At 34.7% G+C, this 19,474-nt stretch carries 17 protein-coding genes; 3 read left to right on the top strand and 14 right to left on the bottom strand.

The genetic code is table 11. The features are described 5' to 3' along the window. Window position 1 precedes the first annotated feature (1 nt). From SD1D_RS04935 to SD1D_RS04885, 11 genes are all read right to left on the bottom strand, one after another. Window positions 2-667: a V-type ATP synthase subunit D gene (locus tag SD1D_RS04935; RefSeq protein WP_058257899.1), complete on the bottom strand. Its 666-nt coding sequence runs from the start codon at window positions 665-667 to the stop codon at window positions 2-4. 14 nt (window positions 668-681) lie between these two features. Continuing rightward, entirely contained in the window at window positions 682-2,055 is a 1,374-nt protein-coding gene (locus tag SD1D_RS04930; RefSeq protein ID WP_058257898.1) for a V-type ATP synthase subunit B, read from the bottom strand. Beyond that, complete coding sequence (locus SD1D_RS04925; RefSeq protein ID WP_058257897.1) at window positions 2,055-3,815, bottom strand: V-type ATP synthase subunit A; 1,761 nt, start codon at window positions 3,813-3,815, stop codon at window positions 2,055-2,057. The genes SD1D_RS04930 and SD1D_RS04925 overlap by 1 nt, the downstream gene beginning before the upstream one ends. 36 nt (window positions 3,816-3,851) lie before the next feature. Continuing rightward, a complete protein-coding gene (locus SD1D_RS04920; protein WP_058257896.1) occupies window positions 3,852-4,172 on the bottom strand; it encodes a V-type ATP synthase subunit F in 321 nt (106 codons plus the stop codon). Further along, entirely contained in the window at window positions 4,165-5,133 is a 969-nt protein-coding gene (locus SD1D_RS04915) for a V-type ATPase subunit (RefSeq protein ID WP_058259200.1), read from the bottom strand. The genes SD1D_RS04920 and SD1D_RS04915 overlap by 8 nt, the downstream gene beginning before the upstream one ends. A 48-nt stretch (window positions 5,134-5,181) precedes the next feature. Further along, entirely contained in the window at window positions 5,182-5,778 is a 597-nt protein-coding gene (locus tag SD1D_RS04910) for a V-type ATP synthase subunit E (protein ID WP_058257895.1), read from the bottom strand. 91 nt (window positions 5,779-5,869) lie between these two features. Then, window positions 5,870-6,361 (bottom strand): V-type ATP synthase subunit K, encoded by a 492-nt coding sequence (locus SD1D_RS04905; RefSeq protein ID WP_058257894.1) that lies wholly within the window; start codon window positions 6,359-6,361, stop codon window positions 5,870-5,872. Continuing rightward, the gene (locus SD1D_RS04900) at window positions 6,345-8,375 is read right to left on the bottom strand and encodes a V-type ATP synthase subunit I (RefSeq protein ID WP_058257893.1); all 2,031 of its coding nucleotides are present in this window, start codon (window positions 8,373-8,375) and stop codon (window positions 6,345-6,347) included. Before SD1D_RS04900 ends, SD1D_RS04905 begins: the two co-directional genes overlap by 17 nt. A 38-nt stretch (window positions 8,376-8,413) precedes the next feature. Continuing rightward, a complete protein-coding gene (locus SD1D_RS04895) occupies window positions 8,414-8,722 on the bottom strand; it encodes a hypothetical protein (protein WP_058257892.1) in 309 nt (102 codons plus the stop codon). A 349-nt stretch (window positions 8,723-9,071) separates the two neighbouring features. Beyond that, window positions 9,072-10,082, bottom strand: a complete 1,011-nt coding sequence (locus SD1D_RS04890) for a LacI family DNA-binding transcriptional regulator (protein WP_058257891.1) — start codon at window positions 10,080-10,082, stop codon at window positions 9,072-9,074. Window positions 10,083-10,841: 759 nt separating this feature from the next. Continuing rightward, window positions 10,842-12,116, bottom strand: coding sequence for a mechanosensitive ion channel family protein (locus tag SD1D_RS04885; protein ID WP_058259199.1), 1,275 nt, complete (start codon window positions 12,114-12,116; stop codon window positions 10,842-10,844). A 263-nt stretch (window positions 12,117-12,379) separates the two neighbouring features. On the opposite strand from SD1D_RS04885, the gene SD1D_RS04880 reads away from it, so the two are divergent. Further along, window positions 12,380-15,070, top strand: coding sequence for a cation-translocating P-type ATPase (locus tag SD1D_RS04880; protein WP_058257890.1), 2,691 nt, complete (start codon window positions 12,380-12,382; stop codon window positions 15,068-15,070). Between the two features lie 72 nt (window positions 15,071-15,142). Here the strand turns inward: SD1D_RS04880 and SD1D_RS04875 are convergent, their stop codons facing one another. Next, window positions 15,143-15,718, bottom strand: a complete 576-nt coding sequence (locus SD1D_RS04875) for a hypothetical protein (RefSeq protein WP_058257889.1) — start codon at window positions 15,716-15,718, stop codon at window positions 15,143-15,145. Between the two features lie 335 nt (window positions 15,719-16,053). Between SD1D_RS04875 and purE the strand changes: the two genes are divergently transcribed. After that, entirely contained in the window at window positions 16,054-16,557 is a 504-nt protein-coding gene (gene purE, locus SD1D_RS04870) for a 5-(carboxyamino)imidazole ribonucleotide mutase (protein WP_058257888.1), read from the top strand. Window positions 16,558-16,640: 83 nt separating this feature from the next. On the opposite strand, the gene SD1D_RS04865 is transcribed toward purE, so the two are convergent. After that, a complete protein-coding gene (locus tag SD1D_RS04865; RefSeq protein WP_058257887.1) occupies window positions 16,641-17,354 on the bottom strand; it encodes an HAD family hydrolase in 714 nt (237 codons plus the stop codon). 112 nt (window positions 17,355-17,466) lie between these two features. Between SD1D_RS04865 and SD1D_RS04860 the strand changes: the two genes are divergently transcribed. Next, window positions 17,467-18,102, top strand: a complete 636-nt coding sequence (locus tag SD1D_RS04860) for an SIMPL domain-containing protein (protein WP_058257886.1) — start codon at window positions 17,467-17,469, stop codon at window positions 18,100-18,102. A 4-nt stretch (window positions 18,103-18,106) separates the two neighbouring features. Here the strand turns inward: SD1D_RS04860 and SD1D_RS04855 are convergent, their stop codons facing one another. Beyond that, window positions 18,107-19,474, bottom strand: a complete 1,368-nt coding sequence (locus SD1D_RS04855) for a putative bifunctional diguanylate cyclase/phosphodiesterase (RefSeq protein WP_162287266.1) — start codon at window positions 19,472-19,474, stop codon at window positions 18,107-18,109.

Genomic DNA, 19,474 nt, shown 5'->3' with positions numbered 1-19,474 from the left:
ATTAGTTATAATATTTTTCCCTATATCGATGGGCCTGCTCTAACATCATATCCTTAACTTTCATAAGTCGAACTTGTGTGCTTCTCTCATTCTCATCTAATTTCATAACAATATATTTTATCTTTTCTTGCATTTCAGGAATCATTACATGTTCAAGAGCATTAACTCTTCGGCGGGTTTTCTCAATTTCTGCAGCCATCAATTGACAGGATTTTTCAACTTCTGCAAGCTTTAACATATCAGGTAAAATATCTTGTAGGCTCTTTACTGCCTCATCTAAATCACTGGATGTAAATGCATAGCCATATGGATATATATCATGTTCATCGGGAGACTTGGTTTTATAATCAAATTGCAATATATCCACACTCATAACATTTTTTGTATGGCATTCTAGATAAACTTCCTGCCTAGGTGCCATTAAGGAAACATTTAATATTTCATCATCCATAACAGATCTGGCCAATAGAAATTTTTTATTGGCAGCATGAATGCCCGCTTCAACCTTCTCCCTTAAGGCTTTATTTTCCTTAACCAGCTCTAGAAACTGCCTCATAAGCTCGTCCCTTTTATCCTTAAGTAGCTTATGTCCCCTGGTAGCTGTAGCCAATTTCTTCTTTAACTTGGTCAGTTCCATGCGGGTAGGATTTACATGTATATTAGCCATAAAACCTCCCCTTTCTAAAACTTACCATAGTATTCGTCCAATAAATCGTCCTTAATTCTCTTAAGCTCAGCTCTTGGAAGGATAGCAAGAAGTTTCCAGCCAAGATTTAATGTTTCCTCAATATCACGGTTGCAATTATATCCTTGGGAAACATACTCTCTTTCAAATGCATCGGCAAACTGTGCATATAATTTATCTATATCTGTTAAGGCTGCTTCACCAAGAACCACCATCAACTCTTTTGCCTCTTTACCTCTTGCATATGCTGCAAAAATCTGATTCATGGTATTGGCATGATCTTTTCTGGTTTTACCTTCACCGATTCCCTTATCTTTTAGACGGGACAAAGAAGGAAGTACATCAATGGGAGGCTCTATGGATTGCCTATATAACTCACGACTTAGGATAATCTGGCCTTCAGTAATATATCCTGTAAGGTCAGGTATAGGATGAGTTTTATCATCCTCCGGCATGGTCAGTATTGGAATCATAGTAATACTACCTGCCTTGCCCTTTTTTCTTCCGGCTCTTTCATATAATGAAGCCAGGTCCGTATACATGTAACCGGGGTATCCTCGCCGTCCAGGAACTTCCTTTCTGGCTGCGGAAACTTCTCTAAGTGAATCCGCATAGTTAGTAATATCAGTAAGGATTACAAGAACATGCATATCTTTATCAAACGCCAGATACTCAGCGGCTGTTAAGGCCATACGAGGAGTGGATATTCGTTCTATAGCCGGATCATTGGCCAGATTTATAAACATTACTGTCCTATCAATAGCCCCTGTTTCACGGAAAGACTCCGTAAAGAAATTAGCTTCTTCAAAAGTAATACCCATAGCGGCAAATACAACGGCAAAAGGCTCCTTTGTCCCCCTAACCTTGGCTTGACGGGCTATTTGTGCAGCTAATTGTGCATGGGGAAGTCCACTGGCTGAAAATATAGGAAGTTTTTGACCCCGAACCAGGGTATTTAATCCGTCAATAGCAGAAATTCCTGTTTGAATAAATTCCTGGGGATAGTTTCTGGCGGCGGGATTCATAGGTAAACCATTAATATCCATCCTTTTTTCCGGTAAAATCTCCGGGCCCCCATCAATTGGACGTCCTAAACCGTCAAATACTCGGCTTAACATATCTTCAGATACACCCAGCTCCATACTGCGTCCCAAAAAGCGAACTTTACTGCTGGATAAATTTATACCTGTAGAGTGTTCAAATAATTGTAACAGTGCATTATCACCGTCAATTTCCAAAACTCTGCAACGGCGTTTTTCACCGTTTTCAAGCTCAATCTCAGCAAGTTCATCAAAGGTTACTCCTTCTACACCACGAACCAACAAAAGAGGACCTGCCACCTCTTGAATTGTTCTATATTCTTTTGGCATTAGGCTCCCTCCTTCTGTACAAGTTCTTTAATCTCACGGCTTAATTGCAGGAGAACTTCTTCATATTCTTTATTAATCTTATCTTTAGCTACATACTTAAAGCGGCCTATTCTTTCCCTAACAGGTAATTTTGTCAAATCATCAATAGATACTTTATCTAAATATTCCAAACTACTGTCATAAAACTTAAGGATAAGCTCCATCATAAGATATTGCTTTTCAAGACTTGTATAGGTATCATCTTCATGGAAAGCATCTTGATGGAGGTAGTCCTCACGTATAGATCTTGCCGCTTCTAATTTTAAACGATCAGAGGCTGACAGGGCATCCATACCTACCAGCTTTACAATTTCATCAAGTTCTGCTTCATCATTTAGTAATTTCATAATACGACTCTTAAGCAGAGTCCATCTATCGTTTATATTGGAATTAAACCACTTACCCATATCATATAAGGAATAACTAGTCAGCCAGTTTATAGCCGGAAAATGCCTTCTATAAGCCAAATTAGAATCAAGGCCCCAAAAGACTTTTACTATACGAAGGGTAGCTTGGGATACCGGTTCTGATATGTCACCTCCGGGGGGTGATACTGCCCCGATAACAGATAAGGCTCCCTCTCTGCCGTCCCTTCCTAAAGAAATTACTCTTCCGGCCCTTTCATAAAACTGTGCTAAACGGCTGGCTAAATATGCAGGATATCCTTCCTCTCCGGGCATTTCTTCAAGACGGCCTGACATCTCACGAAGAGCCTCAGCCCAACGGGATGTGGAATCCGCCATTAAGGCTACGGAATAACCCATATCACGGAAGTACTCTGCTATGGTAATGCCGACATAAATGGAAGCCTCACGGGCAGCAACCGGCATATCTGAGGTGTTAGCAATAAGTACTGTTCGCTCCATCAAAGAATTACCTGTCTTGGGATCTTTTAGCTGAGGAAATTCATTAAGAACGTCTGTCATTTCATTTCCACGCTCTCCACAGCCTATATATACCACAATATCTGCATCGGCCCATTTTGCCAGCTGATGCTGAACTACGGTCTTACCGCTTCCAAATGGTCCCGGAATCGCTGCAACTCCACCTTTAGCTATAGGAAATAGTGTGTCAATTACTCTTTGTCCGGTTATAAGAGGTTGATCCGGTGATAATTTTTGATTGTAAGGTCTGCCTCTACGAACCGGCCATTTTTGCATTAAAGTAATATTTTCTGTGGTCTTATCTTCTTTTTCTAATACCGCAACAGTATCAAGAACGGTAAAATCTCCTTCTTTTATAGATGTGATTTTACCCTTAAGTCCGTAAGGAACCATGATTTTTTGAATTACTATCTCGGTTTCTTTTACTGTTCCTATAATATCTCCTGCTTGTACCTGTGCACCTACGGATACGGTGGGTACAAAATGCCATTTTTTTTCTCTATTTAGGGATGGAATCTCAACACCACGTTTAAGATTTGTACCGGTTGCCTCCATAATGTCTACTAGGGGACGTTGAATACCATCAAATATGCTTCCTATCAGTCCCGGTCCTAATTCTACACTAAGGGGGGAACCGGTTGATTCCACAGGTTCTCCCGGTCCAAGTCCTGAAGTTTCTTCATATACTTGGATAGAAGCTTGATCCCCATGGATTTCTATAATTTCACCGATTAGACGCTGCTTACTTACTCGAACCACGTCGAACATATTGGCATTGCGCATTCCTTCTGCAATAACCAAGGGACCGGCTACTTTCTTTATGGTGCCTATGCTCATATTTTTCACCTGCTTCTTATTCTCTATTTTATAAATCTATTCATTGTTAAATATAATATCCGAGCCTACGGCCCTCTCTACAGATTTCTTAACATTTCGCATACCTTTTCCCGTATTACCGGATACTCCGGGAATAGGTATAATTGCCGGTAATTTTTCAGTAACATATTTATCAATCTCCGGCTCTAGAACAGACTGAAGACTTTCCGTAATATATATTACTGCATATTTTTCTTCAATCAGTTCCTTTATAAGTTTTGCCGCTTCTTGGGGCTCTTTTACCGGGAAGGTATCTAAGCCGATAGCAGCAAAGCCATATATACTGTCACGATCACCCATTACAGCTACCTTATACATACATTTCCCTCAATCTTTCTCGGATTACATTATCCGCTATATCATTTCTCTTTCCCGATAGCAAAATACGAACTGTCTTAATCTCATTTTCCCTCGCAAGTAAATATGCAACAAGAGGAGATAAGGTAAAGGGATTGTATTTTTGTGGCCTTATAAGTTCAATAATTCGATTATCACACCAACGTTCAAAAGCCTGAGAAGATTCTTTTATTGCTAATACAGCATCCGAATAAACTGTACTGTTCAAATATTCATATATTGCCTCTATACCCTTTGTGGCACTAGTGATAAGTTTTTCTATATCAAGACTTTCACACTTTGCCAAAGCCTTTTCTAAAAAATCTTTATCTTTGCCTGTCTTAACACTTCGTATAGCTATATTTATATCGGCTGCTGCCACTTTTAGCTCCACGTATTGGCTAAGAAGTTCACTTTTAGAGGCCTTTCCATGGGCATAAATAGTATCAAGGGCAGCCTTATCTATAACTATATCACAAAGCTGACTGTCTCCGGTATGAAACTGAATCTCATAAGCATTTTTGGCCACATCCTGCATATGTTCCGGAAGGAGTGAAAAATCTTGTTCACTGACTGCCTTTTTTATCAATTCAGGATCTATGGTACAATTTGACAGATATAAATTCGGAAGCTCAATATTTTTATATACCTGCTTTATAGCAGCTTTTAAATTATGATAGTCATTTCCGTAAAGAAATGTGTTAAAAACAGATATATCCTGGACCAGCTCTTTTAATAAATCCCAGGTTTTTTCTCTTTCTGCAGCTAAAAGTTCCTCGGAAGTTTCTACTCCATCCTTTCCCCAACCTTTATCAGCTAAAAAACCCAAGCATTCTTTTTCAGTTTTACAACTCATAAGTTGCTCTATATCTGACTTAGTAAATAATAATAACTCCTTTGAACGAATCCGTGCCACTGCATATATATAAAGCTTATCAGTCATTTCATTAAATGATTGTTGCAAGCTATCACCTTCTTTCCGTTCCTTCATTTATTGGAACAAAAATGCATTAACCTTATCCTGCAGCTCTTCTTTAGCATTGTTAAATAATGCCTTAAAGGAGCAATTCTCTTCTATATCTCCGTATACAAGTATAAAGCCGCCATCAATGGGGGCAGCTTCCTTTGATATTGTCAAGGCTGCATTCTTAATATCTTTTAGAGTATTTTCCAAGTTTTTTTCAAAATCATTGGGTATTCTTTTTAAGTCGTACTCGGAAAACATTATTATACCTTCTTGCGGATGGGCATGCTTTTTAATAATTTGAAGGATTGTATTAAAATAATCTGTATTTGAAAGACTGGACAGTTTGCTTTTAGCTTTATCAATGATTTCATTAATCATCTTAAGCTTTGCTTCCAAAATCATTTGTCTTTTTATAAGATTTGCTCCTGACTGGGCACGGTTTAAAATAATTTTAACTTGGTTCTCGGTTTTTGCGGAAATTTCAGCACACTTTTCTTTGGCCTCTTTTCTAGCTAAAGACAAAATCTTTTCTGTTTCTTCATTAGCTTCAGCCATTATCTTCTCTATGTTTGCCTTAGAATCCGCTTCTATTACCTCAATAATTTTTTCTAATCCAGTCATGCTAATTCTCCCAACTGTTATATATTAATATGTTTAACATTTATATGTTTAACATATTTATATGTTTAACATATTTATATGTTTAACATATTTATATGTTTAATCCACTAACACCGTTTACTGCCAACATAGAAATAAGAAGTGCTAAAATAGCATATGTCTCAACCATTGCCGGGAAAATCATGGCTTTACCAAACTGATCAGGTCTTTTAGCTACAACCCCAATGCTGGCAATAGAAGCTTTTGTCTGTCGGATACATGATGCATAACCTACTATTATTATAGGCATACATGCTGCCAAATAAAGAACACCTTTTACAAAGGAAATATCACTGCTTCCACCTAGAACACCAATTTGAGATAAGGTAATAAAGGCAATCAAAAGTCCATAGATACCCTGAGTTCCGGGAAGAAGCTGAAGAATAAGTACCTTACCAAATTGTGAAGGATCTTCGGTAATAACTCCGGCACCGGCAATACCGCCCATGCTGACACCCTTTGCTGAGGCCATTCCCGGAATAAGGGCTGATAATACTGCTCCAATTAAAGCTAATACAATACCATAACTATTTAATACTTCCATATTTTCTACTCTCCTTAATTTTATAATATTTTGTATTAATTCCGAAAGGTTTAAATATTTTACCGCCACCTTCGTAGAATTTTCCAAAGAACTCTACGTATTGAAGACGGTTAGTATGAACATATGCCCCAAGGGCATTTATACCTATATTTAAGGCATGTCCTATTATAACTATTATTGTAAATAAAATAGGACCAAAAAAGCCACCTGCTGTCATGGCTGCCATCTTATTAATTACAGAGCCGATAACACCGGTTGCAAGGCCTAAAGCCAGTAATCTAGAATAAGATAGTACGTCACTAAGGTAACCTGATATGCCATATAATGCATATAAACCTTTTAAGAAACGTTTAAAGGGATGTTTTGATTCTCTACCGTTGGTAAGTACTATTCCTACAGCTGATATAATTGCCAGAATTTTAGCTATATCTATTACCCTATAAGGTAATGATACAGAAATTCCTAATATATTTGTAACCATCTCCATGGATAGGAGTAAAATCACACAACTTATAAGAAGTACATACCAAAATACCACATCATAAATTATTCCCTTATAATCCTTATGTTTTGCCATTTGGTATCCCTTCATGGCAAGGCCTGTTAACAGATGAACTATCCCTATTGCCATGGAAAATGTCAGCATTAACATAGGTTTTTCTACCGGAAAGAACCATAATGGAGCAATTACCGGAATATCAGTTACACCAAAAAAGGTGCTTCCTACCACATCAAATATATCCCCAAAATAGCTGCCAAACATAACTCCCCAAAAGACAGTGGCGACACCACAATACAAATACATTTTTAAGGTGTTTTTCATGGGCCGTTCTAGGGTGTTCCTAAATTTATAAAGGACAAATGCACATCCTGCAGCTATTATAAATCCATAACCTGCATCAGAAAGCATTAATCCAAATAATATATAATAGAATAAGGACATGGCCATAGTAGGATCCATCTCCCCCTTACCCGGTGGGCTAAAGGAATTAACCGTTCCCTCTAAAGGTTCACTAAAACCATTGTTTTTATAAAGCACCGGAACATCATCTTTCTTTTTAGGCTGCTCTACTTCCACCATTAGGTCAAATTTTGATTTTAATTCTTCTGTTACGTTATGGCTGTCTTTTTCCGGAATAAATCCTGTAATAATAAATACATTTTTAGATTGAAGAAGCTTTCCAATAACTTCATACTTTTCCAATCTAATAGTTTCATAGTCCAATAAGAAATGTAAATTATCCCTCTCTTTATCATAGGATGTTATCTCCTCTAAGGCCATATCAACCTGATCTTGAAGTTTTTTTAGTTCCAGTTCAAGAGTTTGAAGCTGCTCTTTTGGAGACTTATCTATAGATAAGGAAGGAAGGGTAAAGTCTATTTCCCTTAAAGCCTCAAAAACCTTATCCTTCTTGCTATTGGAACAAAGGACAAATAGACAGGTTTGTACCTTGGTAGAGCTTATTATTTCAATCTCTAGAGGCATATACTGTGCCAGCTTTTCATATAGCTCTTCCAATGTCCAAGCTCTAGGCAAACTTCCTATAAAGCCTGCTGTATATTTTGTCCCCTTAAAGTTTAAGGGTATATCTAGATTAACCCATGGTTTAAGGATTTCAATCTGAGCCTGTAATTTTAATATTTCTGACCTACATTCTACAATTTCTTTGGATAAGCTGATAATGCGATTTGCTATCCCAATTACAGATTCGTATTGCTCTGCAAATGAGTCATAGACTTCTACAGGTATTTCCTTCTTGCCATATAATACACTAAGCAAGGAGTTATCCTCTTTAACATAGCTATTAAGCATCTCTAGGGCATTATTAACCAAAGCTATATTTTTTTCAAAGCCCTCCTTTGCTTCTTGGACATCGGTTTTATGAAAGATACTATCTTCTTTTAACATACTCCTTATTTCTATAACTCCACGGCGCTGTAGAAGTTCAAGTATCTTTTTTCTATCTTTTTTTAAAGCATAAATATAAATACGCTGCATCTGCAGCAAAGCCATAACCTAACACCTCCTTTGCTTTTATATTTTTATTAAAATTATAAGATATTGGAGATAACTAGGTCTATTGCTGATTGCTCCTTTTTCTTGGCCATAGCTAGAAGAAGATCAGCTTCTTGCTTGGCTTCTTCACTAGCCTTTTCCAATATTAATTCCCTTTCTTGCTCAGCTTTATTAATATCATCTTTAGCCTTTTTTTCTGCTTCTTTAATTAATTTACTTACTAGTTCTCTGGCATTATTTTGTGCCTGATAAATCATTTTTTCTTTTTTCTCTAAAGCTTCTTTTTCCATTTGTGCAGCTAAAGCTTCCGCTTTACGGATTGCTTCTACTGTTTCCTTTGCCATATTTTCACCTCACTTTAGGTTTTGTAAAAAAAACCACTTTTATTATATATGAATTAGTTTATTTATTCAATGCTTTAAAGGCAAATATGAATATCTTATTTGTTATTTTACCAAATATTTATTTAATTATTTGAATTTTTAAACAATTTTGATAAATAAATAACAAAAATATATCCGCTGCTTTTCATCAAACTCTCCCCAGGTTTAATGAAAGCAGCGGATATATATAGGAGGAAAAATATAAGATACCTGTCATTTTATATGTATTTTTATATGTTAAAACTCCCCTTCATCGCTATACATATTGCTTTACAAAATAAAATGACTGGCTAATCTATCTTAATTAATTTTAATTAAGATTCCTAACAGATTCACCCTGTATAAGTTTTCCTTCAATTACAATTCTTTCTATAATACTGGCTTTAGGATTTTCTATTAATTCAATTAGCTTTAAAGCTGCATTTTTTCCTAAGGCTTTTGTATCCTGTTTTAGGGTGGTTATTTTCGGATCAAGTACCTGTGATAAAAGGACTCCGTCATATCCAGCCACTGAGATATCATCCGGAATAGAAAGACCGTAATCTTTAATAGCATTAATTCCACCGATACAGGAAAAATCATCGGGGAAAACAATACAGGTGGGACGATCTTTTATGGATAATAATTCCTTGGTAAGCTTATATGTAGTTTCAGCATCATGGTAAATGCCACTTTTGACATATTTATCAGGTATGTCAACTCCCAACTCACTTAAGGTTTTATAAAAACTTCCCACACGATTTTGTGTAACAGAAGAATCTGCTCCATGAATATATGCAATTTTTCTGTGTCCCATCTGGTAAATATATGTGATTAAATCCCTCATACCCTTAACATTATCAGAAATAATAGCAGTTCTATTGTCAAATACATGGTCAATAGTAACTACAGGTAAATCACCATTAATAAGCTCTAACACATCGGGATCTGAAAAATCTATACAGGCAATTACTACACCATCAACACCTCTATATTTGCTATGTTCATAGTATGACATTTTATTTAATCCCATATGTTTATTAATAAAGGTAATATCATATCCATGACTTTCTGCTTCAACCTTAAAACTATCTAAGACATTAGCAAAATACTCATGGGTCAGTCCGCTCTGTGCTTCATCTACAAAAAGAACTCCGATATTATATGTACGATTGGTTTTTAAAGCTCTAGCAAAAGAATTTGGAAAATATCCCATTTCTCTTGCCACTTTAAGAATATGCTTTTTAGTGGCTTCAGAAATATCGTTGTGATTATTTAAAGCCTTGCTAACAGTAGCAACTGACACGCCACATCTGATAGATATATCCTTTATTGATACCATGCTTATCCCCTATTCATATAGATTATACAAATCTACTTAAACGTTTTCTTATTTTTTTGTTCGTCACTATATACAATAAATTGAATTTATATATTGTTTTGTTGGGATTTATACCAAGTATAATACTTAAATACTCTTTTTATAAAAATACATTTTTAATATAATGGCAATTTCTATATGTTTATTACTAATCTTTGTATTATTATCTTAAACCTTTTCTAAGATTTTTGCAAGTGTTTTTTGTAAATTTTACTTAATCGTTTTCGATAAATAAAAAATATATATAAAAATATATTTTATAAGGTATATTTTTTATTTATTTAGATATAATAAGTGATAGATACGGACAAAGAGCTTAAACCATGTTAAAAACATGCTTAAACCATGTAAACATGCTTAAACCATGTTAAAAACATGCTTAAACCATGTAAACATGCTTAAACCATGTAAAACATGCTTAAACCATGTAAACATGCTTGACATCATGAGTAACTAGTTCGAATAAGCTCATCCGTATCTGGATATAGATCTTGTTTGTAATTTAGTCTCAGAATTACAAACAAAAACTATAAGTGTGGGTTAACCAAGAACATGAGGTGGTTGCTTTGGACAGTTTAATTCTGTAAGCAAGAAAACTAACCATTATTGGTATAAGTTCTTGTAAATCTCATTGTAAGGTTACACCAACAAGTAAATATTTGAGACACCAGATGGCAGAAGCGGAAATATTTATTATTTCCGCTTCTGTCATTCTTCATTTTAGTTAACCTTTTTATTAATATCATTCAGATTATCATTACAAGTAGCATTCCTTATGTCATAACCTGAAGGTTTCTGGTAAATTCTCAAACCAAATTCCCCTGCAACCGCAAAAATATGGTCAAATATATCCGCTTGCACCCTTTCATAATTTACCCAAATAGTATCTTTGGTAAAACCATAGATTTCAAGTGGCAAGCCTTTCTCATCGGGAGCCAATTGCCTTACCATAGTAATCTTCTCCTGATTTATACCGGGATGATTATTAATATAGTTTTGTAGATATACTCTAAATGTTCCAATATTAGTCATGCGCCGTCCATTAATCTTTTGATTTGTATCTATATTATTTTTAATATTATATTCTTCAATTTCCTTCTCTTTTTCAGAAATATATTCTTCTAAGTAATGTATCTTTTTAAATTTTTCAATCATTTCCGGAGTACAAAAACAGATAGTATTTACATCAATATAAATTGATCTTTTAATTCTTCTTCCTCCAAATTGTTGCATACCTCTCCAGTTTTTAAAAGAATCTGAAATCAGGGCATAAGCCGGTATGGTTACTATAGTTTTATCAAAATTCTGAACCTTAACCGTATTTAAGGTGATATCAATTACGTCTCCATCGGCTCCATACTTGGGCATATCAATCCAATCCCCTATTCTAAGCATATCATTGGATGTTAGCTGTATACCGGCTATAAAGCCAAGTATAGAATCTTTAAATACAAATGAAAATACTGCGGTTAAGGCACCTATACTACTTAGTAATAATAAGGGGCTTTTATCTAATAAGTTAGCAATTATTATAATGACATTAACAATATAGGCTATTATTTTTACCACTTGAAGGAAACCCTTAATGGGTCTTAACTTAGATATTGGCTTGGTGCGATAAATATCATCAATGGCGTTTAAAACAGAACTAATAACAAAAAACATTATAATCAGCACATAAGTTGTAGCCAAACGCTGTATAACTTCAATAAGTTCTTTATTTTCATATAGTATTGCTGCACTATAGATGATAATGCCCGGAACCATCATCAGTACCCTTTGTATAACCTTTCGTTCCAAAAGAATATCATCCCAGGCTAATTTATTGTTTTTTATTATTTTAGTTACTATCCGTAATATTACTTTTTTTAATATGAAATGCGCTAATATGCTGATTAGCAGAAGAAAAAATGTAATAGCAAGAGCCGCCAATATCTCGGCTATTCCTTTATTTGCTCCATAATTTTTAAAATAAGTTCTTAATAAATCTAACATATCTTTAGAATCCTCCCATAATATAAAGTTCATATGTGCCACATTCCTTATATTATCTTTTATTATATTTTCTATGGTATTCGTTAATATTGCAAGTATTTTTATAAATTAAAAATTTTTATCAAATTCTAATGTTACGATTAAAATATTTTGTTATAATTATTTGCACGCAAAAATAAAAAAAGGAGTAATGATATGTAAAGTATAATGGACATTAATTTAAGGAACGATAATAAAAACATACTGATGAAAGAGGTGTAGATATGTGGTTTTCAAAATCACAGGAAGAAGTTATAAAAGAATTTAATGTAGACCCCAGTGTTGGTCTATCTAAAGAAGAAGCTGCAAAGCGACTTGAACAGTACGGAATGAATAAACTAAAGGGTAAACCCAAAAAAAGCATATTGTCTTTATTCTTTTCCCAGTTAAACGATATGCTTATCTATGTTCTTTTAGGAGCTGCTGCAATTACAATAGCAATCGGTGAGTATTCCGATGCTATAATTATTCTACTGGTTGTAGTTCTAAATGCAGTAATCGGTGTTGTACAAGAAGCTAAAGCAGAAAAAGCTGTTGAAGCCCTGCAAAAAATGACCACTCCTAAATCCCTGGTACGTAGAGATGGGGAGGTTATAGAGATAAACTCTGAAGAAGTCGTACCGGGAGATCTTATTATTTTAGATGCAGGTCGTTTCATCCCTGCGGATATAAGACTTATAGAAAGTGCCAATCTTCAGATTGAGGAATCAGCCCTAACCGGTGAATCTGTTCCTACTAATAAGGATGCCTCAGCCATACATTCAGATCCCAATACATCCCTAGGGGATAAAACCAATATGGCTTTTATGTCAACCCTAGTTACCTATGGTAGAGGGGAAGGTATAGTTGTTGCTACTGCTATGGATACCGAAATCGGTAAAATAGCAAAAATTTTAGATGATGATACAAATGAAATGACACCTTTACAAAAAAGATTAGATGAGCTTGGACGAATCCTTGGATTTCTGGCCATCGGAATCTGTGTCCTGATTTTTGTAATAGCTCTTATCCAAAAAAGAGATATTTTAGAGATGTTTTTAACTGCCATTAGCTTGGCTGTTGCTGCAATTCCAGAAGGTCTGGCAGCTATAGTAGCTATTGTTTTAGCTTTAGGGGTTACCAGAATGTCTAAAATCAATGCTATAGTAAAAAAACTTCCCGCAGTTGAAACCCTTGGTTCTGTTAATATAATTTGTTCAGACAAGACAGGTACACTTACCCAGAACAAAATGACAGTAACAAAGCATTATACTTATGGTTCACTTACAGACGTTAGCCAATCTGCGGAGAATTTAAGCGGAACTAACAATGAAAAAGAATTAATAAAAACCCTAGTTCTATGTTCCGATGCCACCTATGAAAACGGCCAAGGTACAGGTGATCCTACCGAGATTGCACTTATTGTTCTCGGTAACAAATATAATTTAACAAAAGATGCACTAAATAAAGAACATAAGAGAGTTTCAGAATTTCCTTTTGATTCTGACCGTAAACTTATGTCTACCCTAAATATAGAAGGAAAAGGATACAGAGTAAATACTAAGGGTGCTATAGATAATCTTTTACAGATTTGTAATACTGTCTTAGTTGAGGGCAATATTGTTCCTTTGACCGATGATATAAAACAGAAATTCCTTAAAGTAACAGAAGAAATGTCCGATTCTGCCCTTCGTGTTCTTGGTGCAGCTTATAAAGACACTGAAGAAATAATCGAACCGGGAGAAATGGAAAAAGACCTTACCTTAGTCGGCCTGGTAGGCATGATTGATCCTCCAAGACTTGAGGTAAAAGACTCTATCCGTGAGGCTAAAAACGCAGGTATAATACCTATAATGATTACCGGTGACCATAAAAACACAGCCGTTGCCATTGCTAAAGAGCTGGATATTGCAGAAAGTATCGACCAAAGTATTACCGGTACAGAGATTGATCAAATGTCTGATGAAGAGTTTTCAAGGCGAATTAATGATTATAGGGTATTTGCCAGAGTATCTCCCGAACATAAGGTTAAAATTGTCAGAGCATTTAAAGCTCAAGGTAATATAGTATCCATGACCGGTGACGGTGTTAATGATGCACCCTCCCTTAAATATGCAGATATCGGTGTAGCCATGGGAATTACCGGTACCGATGTAGCTAAAGGTGCCAGCGATATGATACTTACCGATGATAATTTTACTACTATTGTTCATGCCATTGAAGAAGGAAGAAATATATATAATAATATTAAGAAGGCAGTTATATTCCTGCTGTCTTGTAACTTAGGTGAGGTTATAGCCATATTCCTGTCTATCCTTCTTAATTGGCCTGTGCCCCTGCTTGCTACTCATTTACTTTGGATTAACCTTATTACAGACTCCCTACCTGCCATATCCTTAGGAGTAGATCCGGGAGATCACGATGTAATGAAGTATAAACCCAGAAATCCTAAGGAAAGCTTCTTTGCAAGAGGTGCAGGAGTTCGTGCTATCTTAGGAGGAACATTAATAGGCCTATTAACATTAACTGCCTTTTACTACGGTTTATGGGAACATAATATCCCTCTTGGAACAACAGGTATTGATTTAAGTAACCCTAATCACCAAAATGCTCTAACTTATGCAAGAACCATGGCATTTGTGGTGCTGGCTGCTTCCCAGCTATTCTACTCTCTTTCAATGCGTAACACCACAAAATCTATTTTCCAAGTAGGCCTATTTAAGAATAAGTATCTTATAGGTGCCATAGCTGTAGGACTTATACTTCAACTTGCTGTTATCTCAATCCCTGCCTTTGCCAAGGCATTTCAGGTACAGAACCTATCTCTTCAGGATTGGGGAATTGTATTCGTATTTGCCCTTGTGCCACTTATAGTAAATGAAATTATAAAGATTTTCATGCACATGTCAGAAAAGAATAAGCATGTTGAATATTAAAATCTAACTTTAAATAAATTGAGGCTGTTCTACCTGATTATATACTTCGGTAGAAGCAGCCTCAATTTTATTCTATAATATAGCCTCCCCTTCTAATGCAATTAAATTTTTCTTCTTAAAAATGCGATAGTCACTTAATCTGCCTTGATATATTTTTTCTAAATATGGATTAATTCTTATATCCCTTGGCTTTATCAAAGCATAGCTTTTATCAAAAATATGTATACCGCTCTTTTCAAGGACATATGCAACAAACTGAGAGCAAAAATATCTATGTTTAGAACATATAGGAATATTAAATGCTGCTCCCAATAAACCCAGATAATTATATGAATATTCTTTTTTATTCTCCTTAAATATATCTATTTCCTTACGCAGCCTTATATACTGATCTTTGCTTATATTAAGCCTATATATACAACAAGTAGTAGAATTAAATCGTCCAAAAACACCCTTATCAATATATTCTCTAATAAATCCGGCGTTAAATGGATTATACATTCCCCGTCGTGCAAAGCTATACATTTCATCTAAATTCTCATCAAAAGCAATGGAAGCATGGGCGTAAGGCTCATTAGTATATAATCGTATAACCCTGGCAGGATAGGTCTTAGTCTGGGTTAACACTATAAAAATATTGTATCTCATAATAAACCCTACTTTATATAATAATTTTTTTATAAATTTTATAATTTTTTTAAATCTTGCATTATTATATTACAATTAAGGATAAATTTCAACCATTAATAGGAATTAATTTACACATTATTTTTATACATTATTTTTACACATAATATAGTCCTAAATATCTAATATAAAACGTAAGTATACTGGTTTTTTTCTGTTGATATTTAAGTTCATTTGAATATTTTTTATTGACACATTAATAAATATAAGCTATATTTATTGCACATTCTTTTAAGCTATTACTTTTATATAAAAATAAATTTATAAAATAAGCTTTAATATACAAGGAGGTTACTATGCTAAAAAAAGTAGCAGTAATAATGGGGAGTGACTCTGATTTATCAATTGTAAAAGATGCCATTAATATCCTTAAGGATTTTGAAATTAAAACAGAAGTCCATATTATGAGCGCCCATAGAACTCCCAAACATGCCTGTGAATTTGCTTCAAATGCTAAAGAAAATGGTTTTGGTGTTATTATATGTGCAGCAGGAAAAGCAGCACACCTGGCAGGAGTTATAGCAGCCCATACCACTTTACCGGTAATAGGTATCCCCATAAAATCTTCTACCTTAGATGGACTTGATGCCCTCTTATCTACAGTTCAGATGCCAAAGGGAATTCCTGTTGCCACGGTTGCTATTGATGGTGCTGCCAATGCTGCCTTACTAGCAGTTCAGATTCTGGCAGTTAATGATTGCGAATTATCCGCTAAGCTTGATGATATGAGAAATGAAATGACTAAGGAAGTCATAGAAAAAGATAAAAAGCTCCAAGCTGAATTAAATAAACAAATATAAGAAGCAGACTAAGTTAAAAATTAGGACTAAGACAAAGGTTTAAAACCCATGTCTTAGTCCTATTAATATCTTTTTGTATCCTACTAATTTATCCCTGGCAACTCCTTTATATATTCCAACAAATCCTTAAGAGAACCCTTTTCATATTGGCTAATATCCTCTCCCTCTGAGTTAATCAAACAGTCTGTTACAAGAAAAGTATTCATTCCCAAGCTGCTTGCGACCATATCCTCACTAACATCATTACCTATCATTATACATTGTTTGGGATTAGCCCCTATATTTTGAAGAATCTCTTTATAGTATTTTATATTAGGCTTACAGTAAGAAGAATTCTCGTAAGTAGTAATCCAATCAAAATCCTCAGGTTCTAGTCCGGCCCAGCGAATACGGCTATGGGTAGCAATCTGAGGAAAAAGGGGATTTGTTGCAAGCACAAGCCTATAGCCCTTACTTTTAAGTTTTTTTATACACTCTTTTGCAAATCCACTTGGTCTTGAGGCTTTTTTCACTTCTTGAAATTCATTTTTATAATAATCATAAAAAACCGGCTCATAATCCAAGATATTTTTTCCTAAAATATCACTGGCTGTATTCCAAAACCGCTGACTGTTATTCATAGTTCCGTCATTTGCTATCATTGCCTTTGTGCCTTCCCAGACCGTTTTTATTAAGATTTTAGAATCTATTCCATAAGGAAGAAGCTTTGCAGCTATCCCTTTAAAATATAAATCTACAAAATAATCCTGATCCATGGGCAATAAGGTTCCGTCTAAATCAAAAAGAAATGTATTCATGTTCTTCCTCCAGTATTTAAATTTACATTAATAATTATATTAGCAGATTATGTCATTCTAAACAAGCATAGAATTTCATATACTTAGGTAAGAATAATTAGGAGCTAATTATATGGAAAATAATTTTCAGATAAAAAGAGATCAAAACATAATGACAGTTACCGGTACGGGTAAGGTAAAGGTCATACCAGATATGGTAGTAATAAGACTAGGGGTATTGACCAGTGGAGATAATTTAAGCAGCGTCCAAGAAGAAAATGCTAGAATAAGCCAAGCAGTTCTAGAAAGCCTTAATCAGATAGGAATAACCGATATAGCTACCTTTCAATATTTAATTGATAAAATATATGATTTTCAAAACGGCATAAGAATAGACCGAGGATTCTCGGTCCGCCATATATTTGAAATTCGAACTCATATGATAGATATGAGTGGTATAATTATTGATACTGCCGTATCAATGGGGGCAAATTTGGTTGAATTAATAAGTTTTGAAGTATCTGAAACTGAAACTTATTACCTTGAAGCATTGAGTCTTGCTCTAACTAATGGCACCATAAAAGCAAGATCAATTGCAGAAAAATTTAATGCCAAACTAAATCCAATTCCAACAAGGATAATAGAAAACACTAGCCCATCTGTATCTCCAAGCAGAACTTTTTTAAGAGAAGATATTGTTACAACTCCAATTGAACCCGGAGCTACTTCTATTGAAGCATTTGTAACACTTGAATTTTCCTATAGCTAATTAATTAGTTGTTTTGCAGGGATAGGAATTGATTTATTATAAGCTCATCCTCAAGAGGTGCACTTAATAAATGCCCCTGAATATAATCACATCCATGTTGTAAGAGGAAATTTAACTGTTCCTCTTTTTCCACACCTTCTGCTACCACTTCAATTCCAAGCCGATGGGCCAGATTAATGATATGTTCTACAATCTGGTTCATCGAATCCTCTATATTAATTTTGTCAATAAACGACTTATCAATCTTTAAAACGTTTATAGGAAGCATCTGAAGATAGCTTAAAGAAGCATATCCTGTTCCAAAGTCATCTAAAGCAACTCGAATTCCCAAAGCTCTTAACTGTTTTATTATATCTATAATTTGCTCCGGATAAGATATTAAGACAGATTCTGTAATCTCCAGTTCTAAATATTTACTGTCAAATCCAGTTTCTTTAATAACATCTTTAATCATAGATACAAATGAAGAATCTATCATCTGTACCACAGAAATATTAATAGATACAATGGTTGAAAACTGGTATCTTCTTTGAAGCTCCATAAACTTTGTCAATACTTCATGGATAATCCATTTTCCAATATCAACAATAATCCCTGTTTCCTCAGCAATAGGTATAAACTGAGATGGTCCTACAAAGCCTATGCCTGGATATTTCCACCTGGCCAAGGCTTCAAAACCTCGAAGCGCCTTTGTTTCACAATGATACATAGGCTGATAAACCATATACAATTCATTATTTTTAACTGAATAAAGCAAGCCGTTTTCTATCTGTAATCTTTTTAAAATTTCCAACTGCATCTCATATGTATAAAATTGAATAAAGTTTTTACCGGATTTTTTAGCCATACTCATAGCTATATCGGCACTTTTAAGTATTTCTACCCCATCCTTGCCATCACAGGGATATTCCGCAATACCAAAGCTGGCACTTATTAAATAATCTTTACCGAATAGACTTATGGGTTCACTAAGAATCCCACGGAATTTTTCCAAATATTCTAGCAACCTATCTCTGTCTAAATCTCCCTTAATTAACAGAGAAAATTCATCTCCGCTTAACCTGCCCAGTAAATCCTTATCTCTTGTTATACTATTCCATCTACAAGAAACTTGGCGAAGAATTTCATCTCCTACAAAATAACCTGCTGTTTCATTAATTCTTTTAAAATCATCTATATCAAAATAAATCAGATAAAACTTTATATTCTTATCCTCTTCTATCATGCGATTCATTTCATCAAGAAGCATTTTTCTGTTAGGTAGACCTGTTAAGTTATCGTAATAAAGCAGTTGATGAAGAATTTTCTCATTATCCTTACACCATATACTATAATTATGTATGTCATTTATCTGCTTTTTTAACATCTTCAT

The organism is Herbinix luporum (assembly GCF_900070325.1).
Classification (GTDB): Bacteria; Bacillota; Clostridia; order Lachnospirales; family Lachnospiraceae; genus Mobilitalea; species Mobilitalea luporum.
The sequence above is the reverse complement of the archived record's forward strand: the minus strand, read 5'-3'. Positions and strand labels throughout refer to the sequence as shown.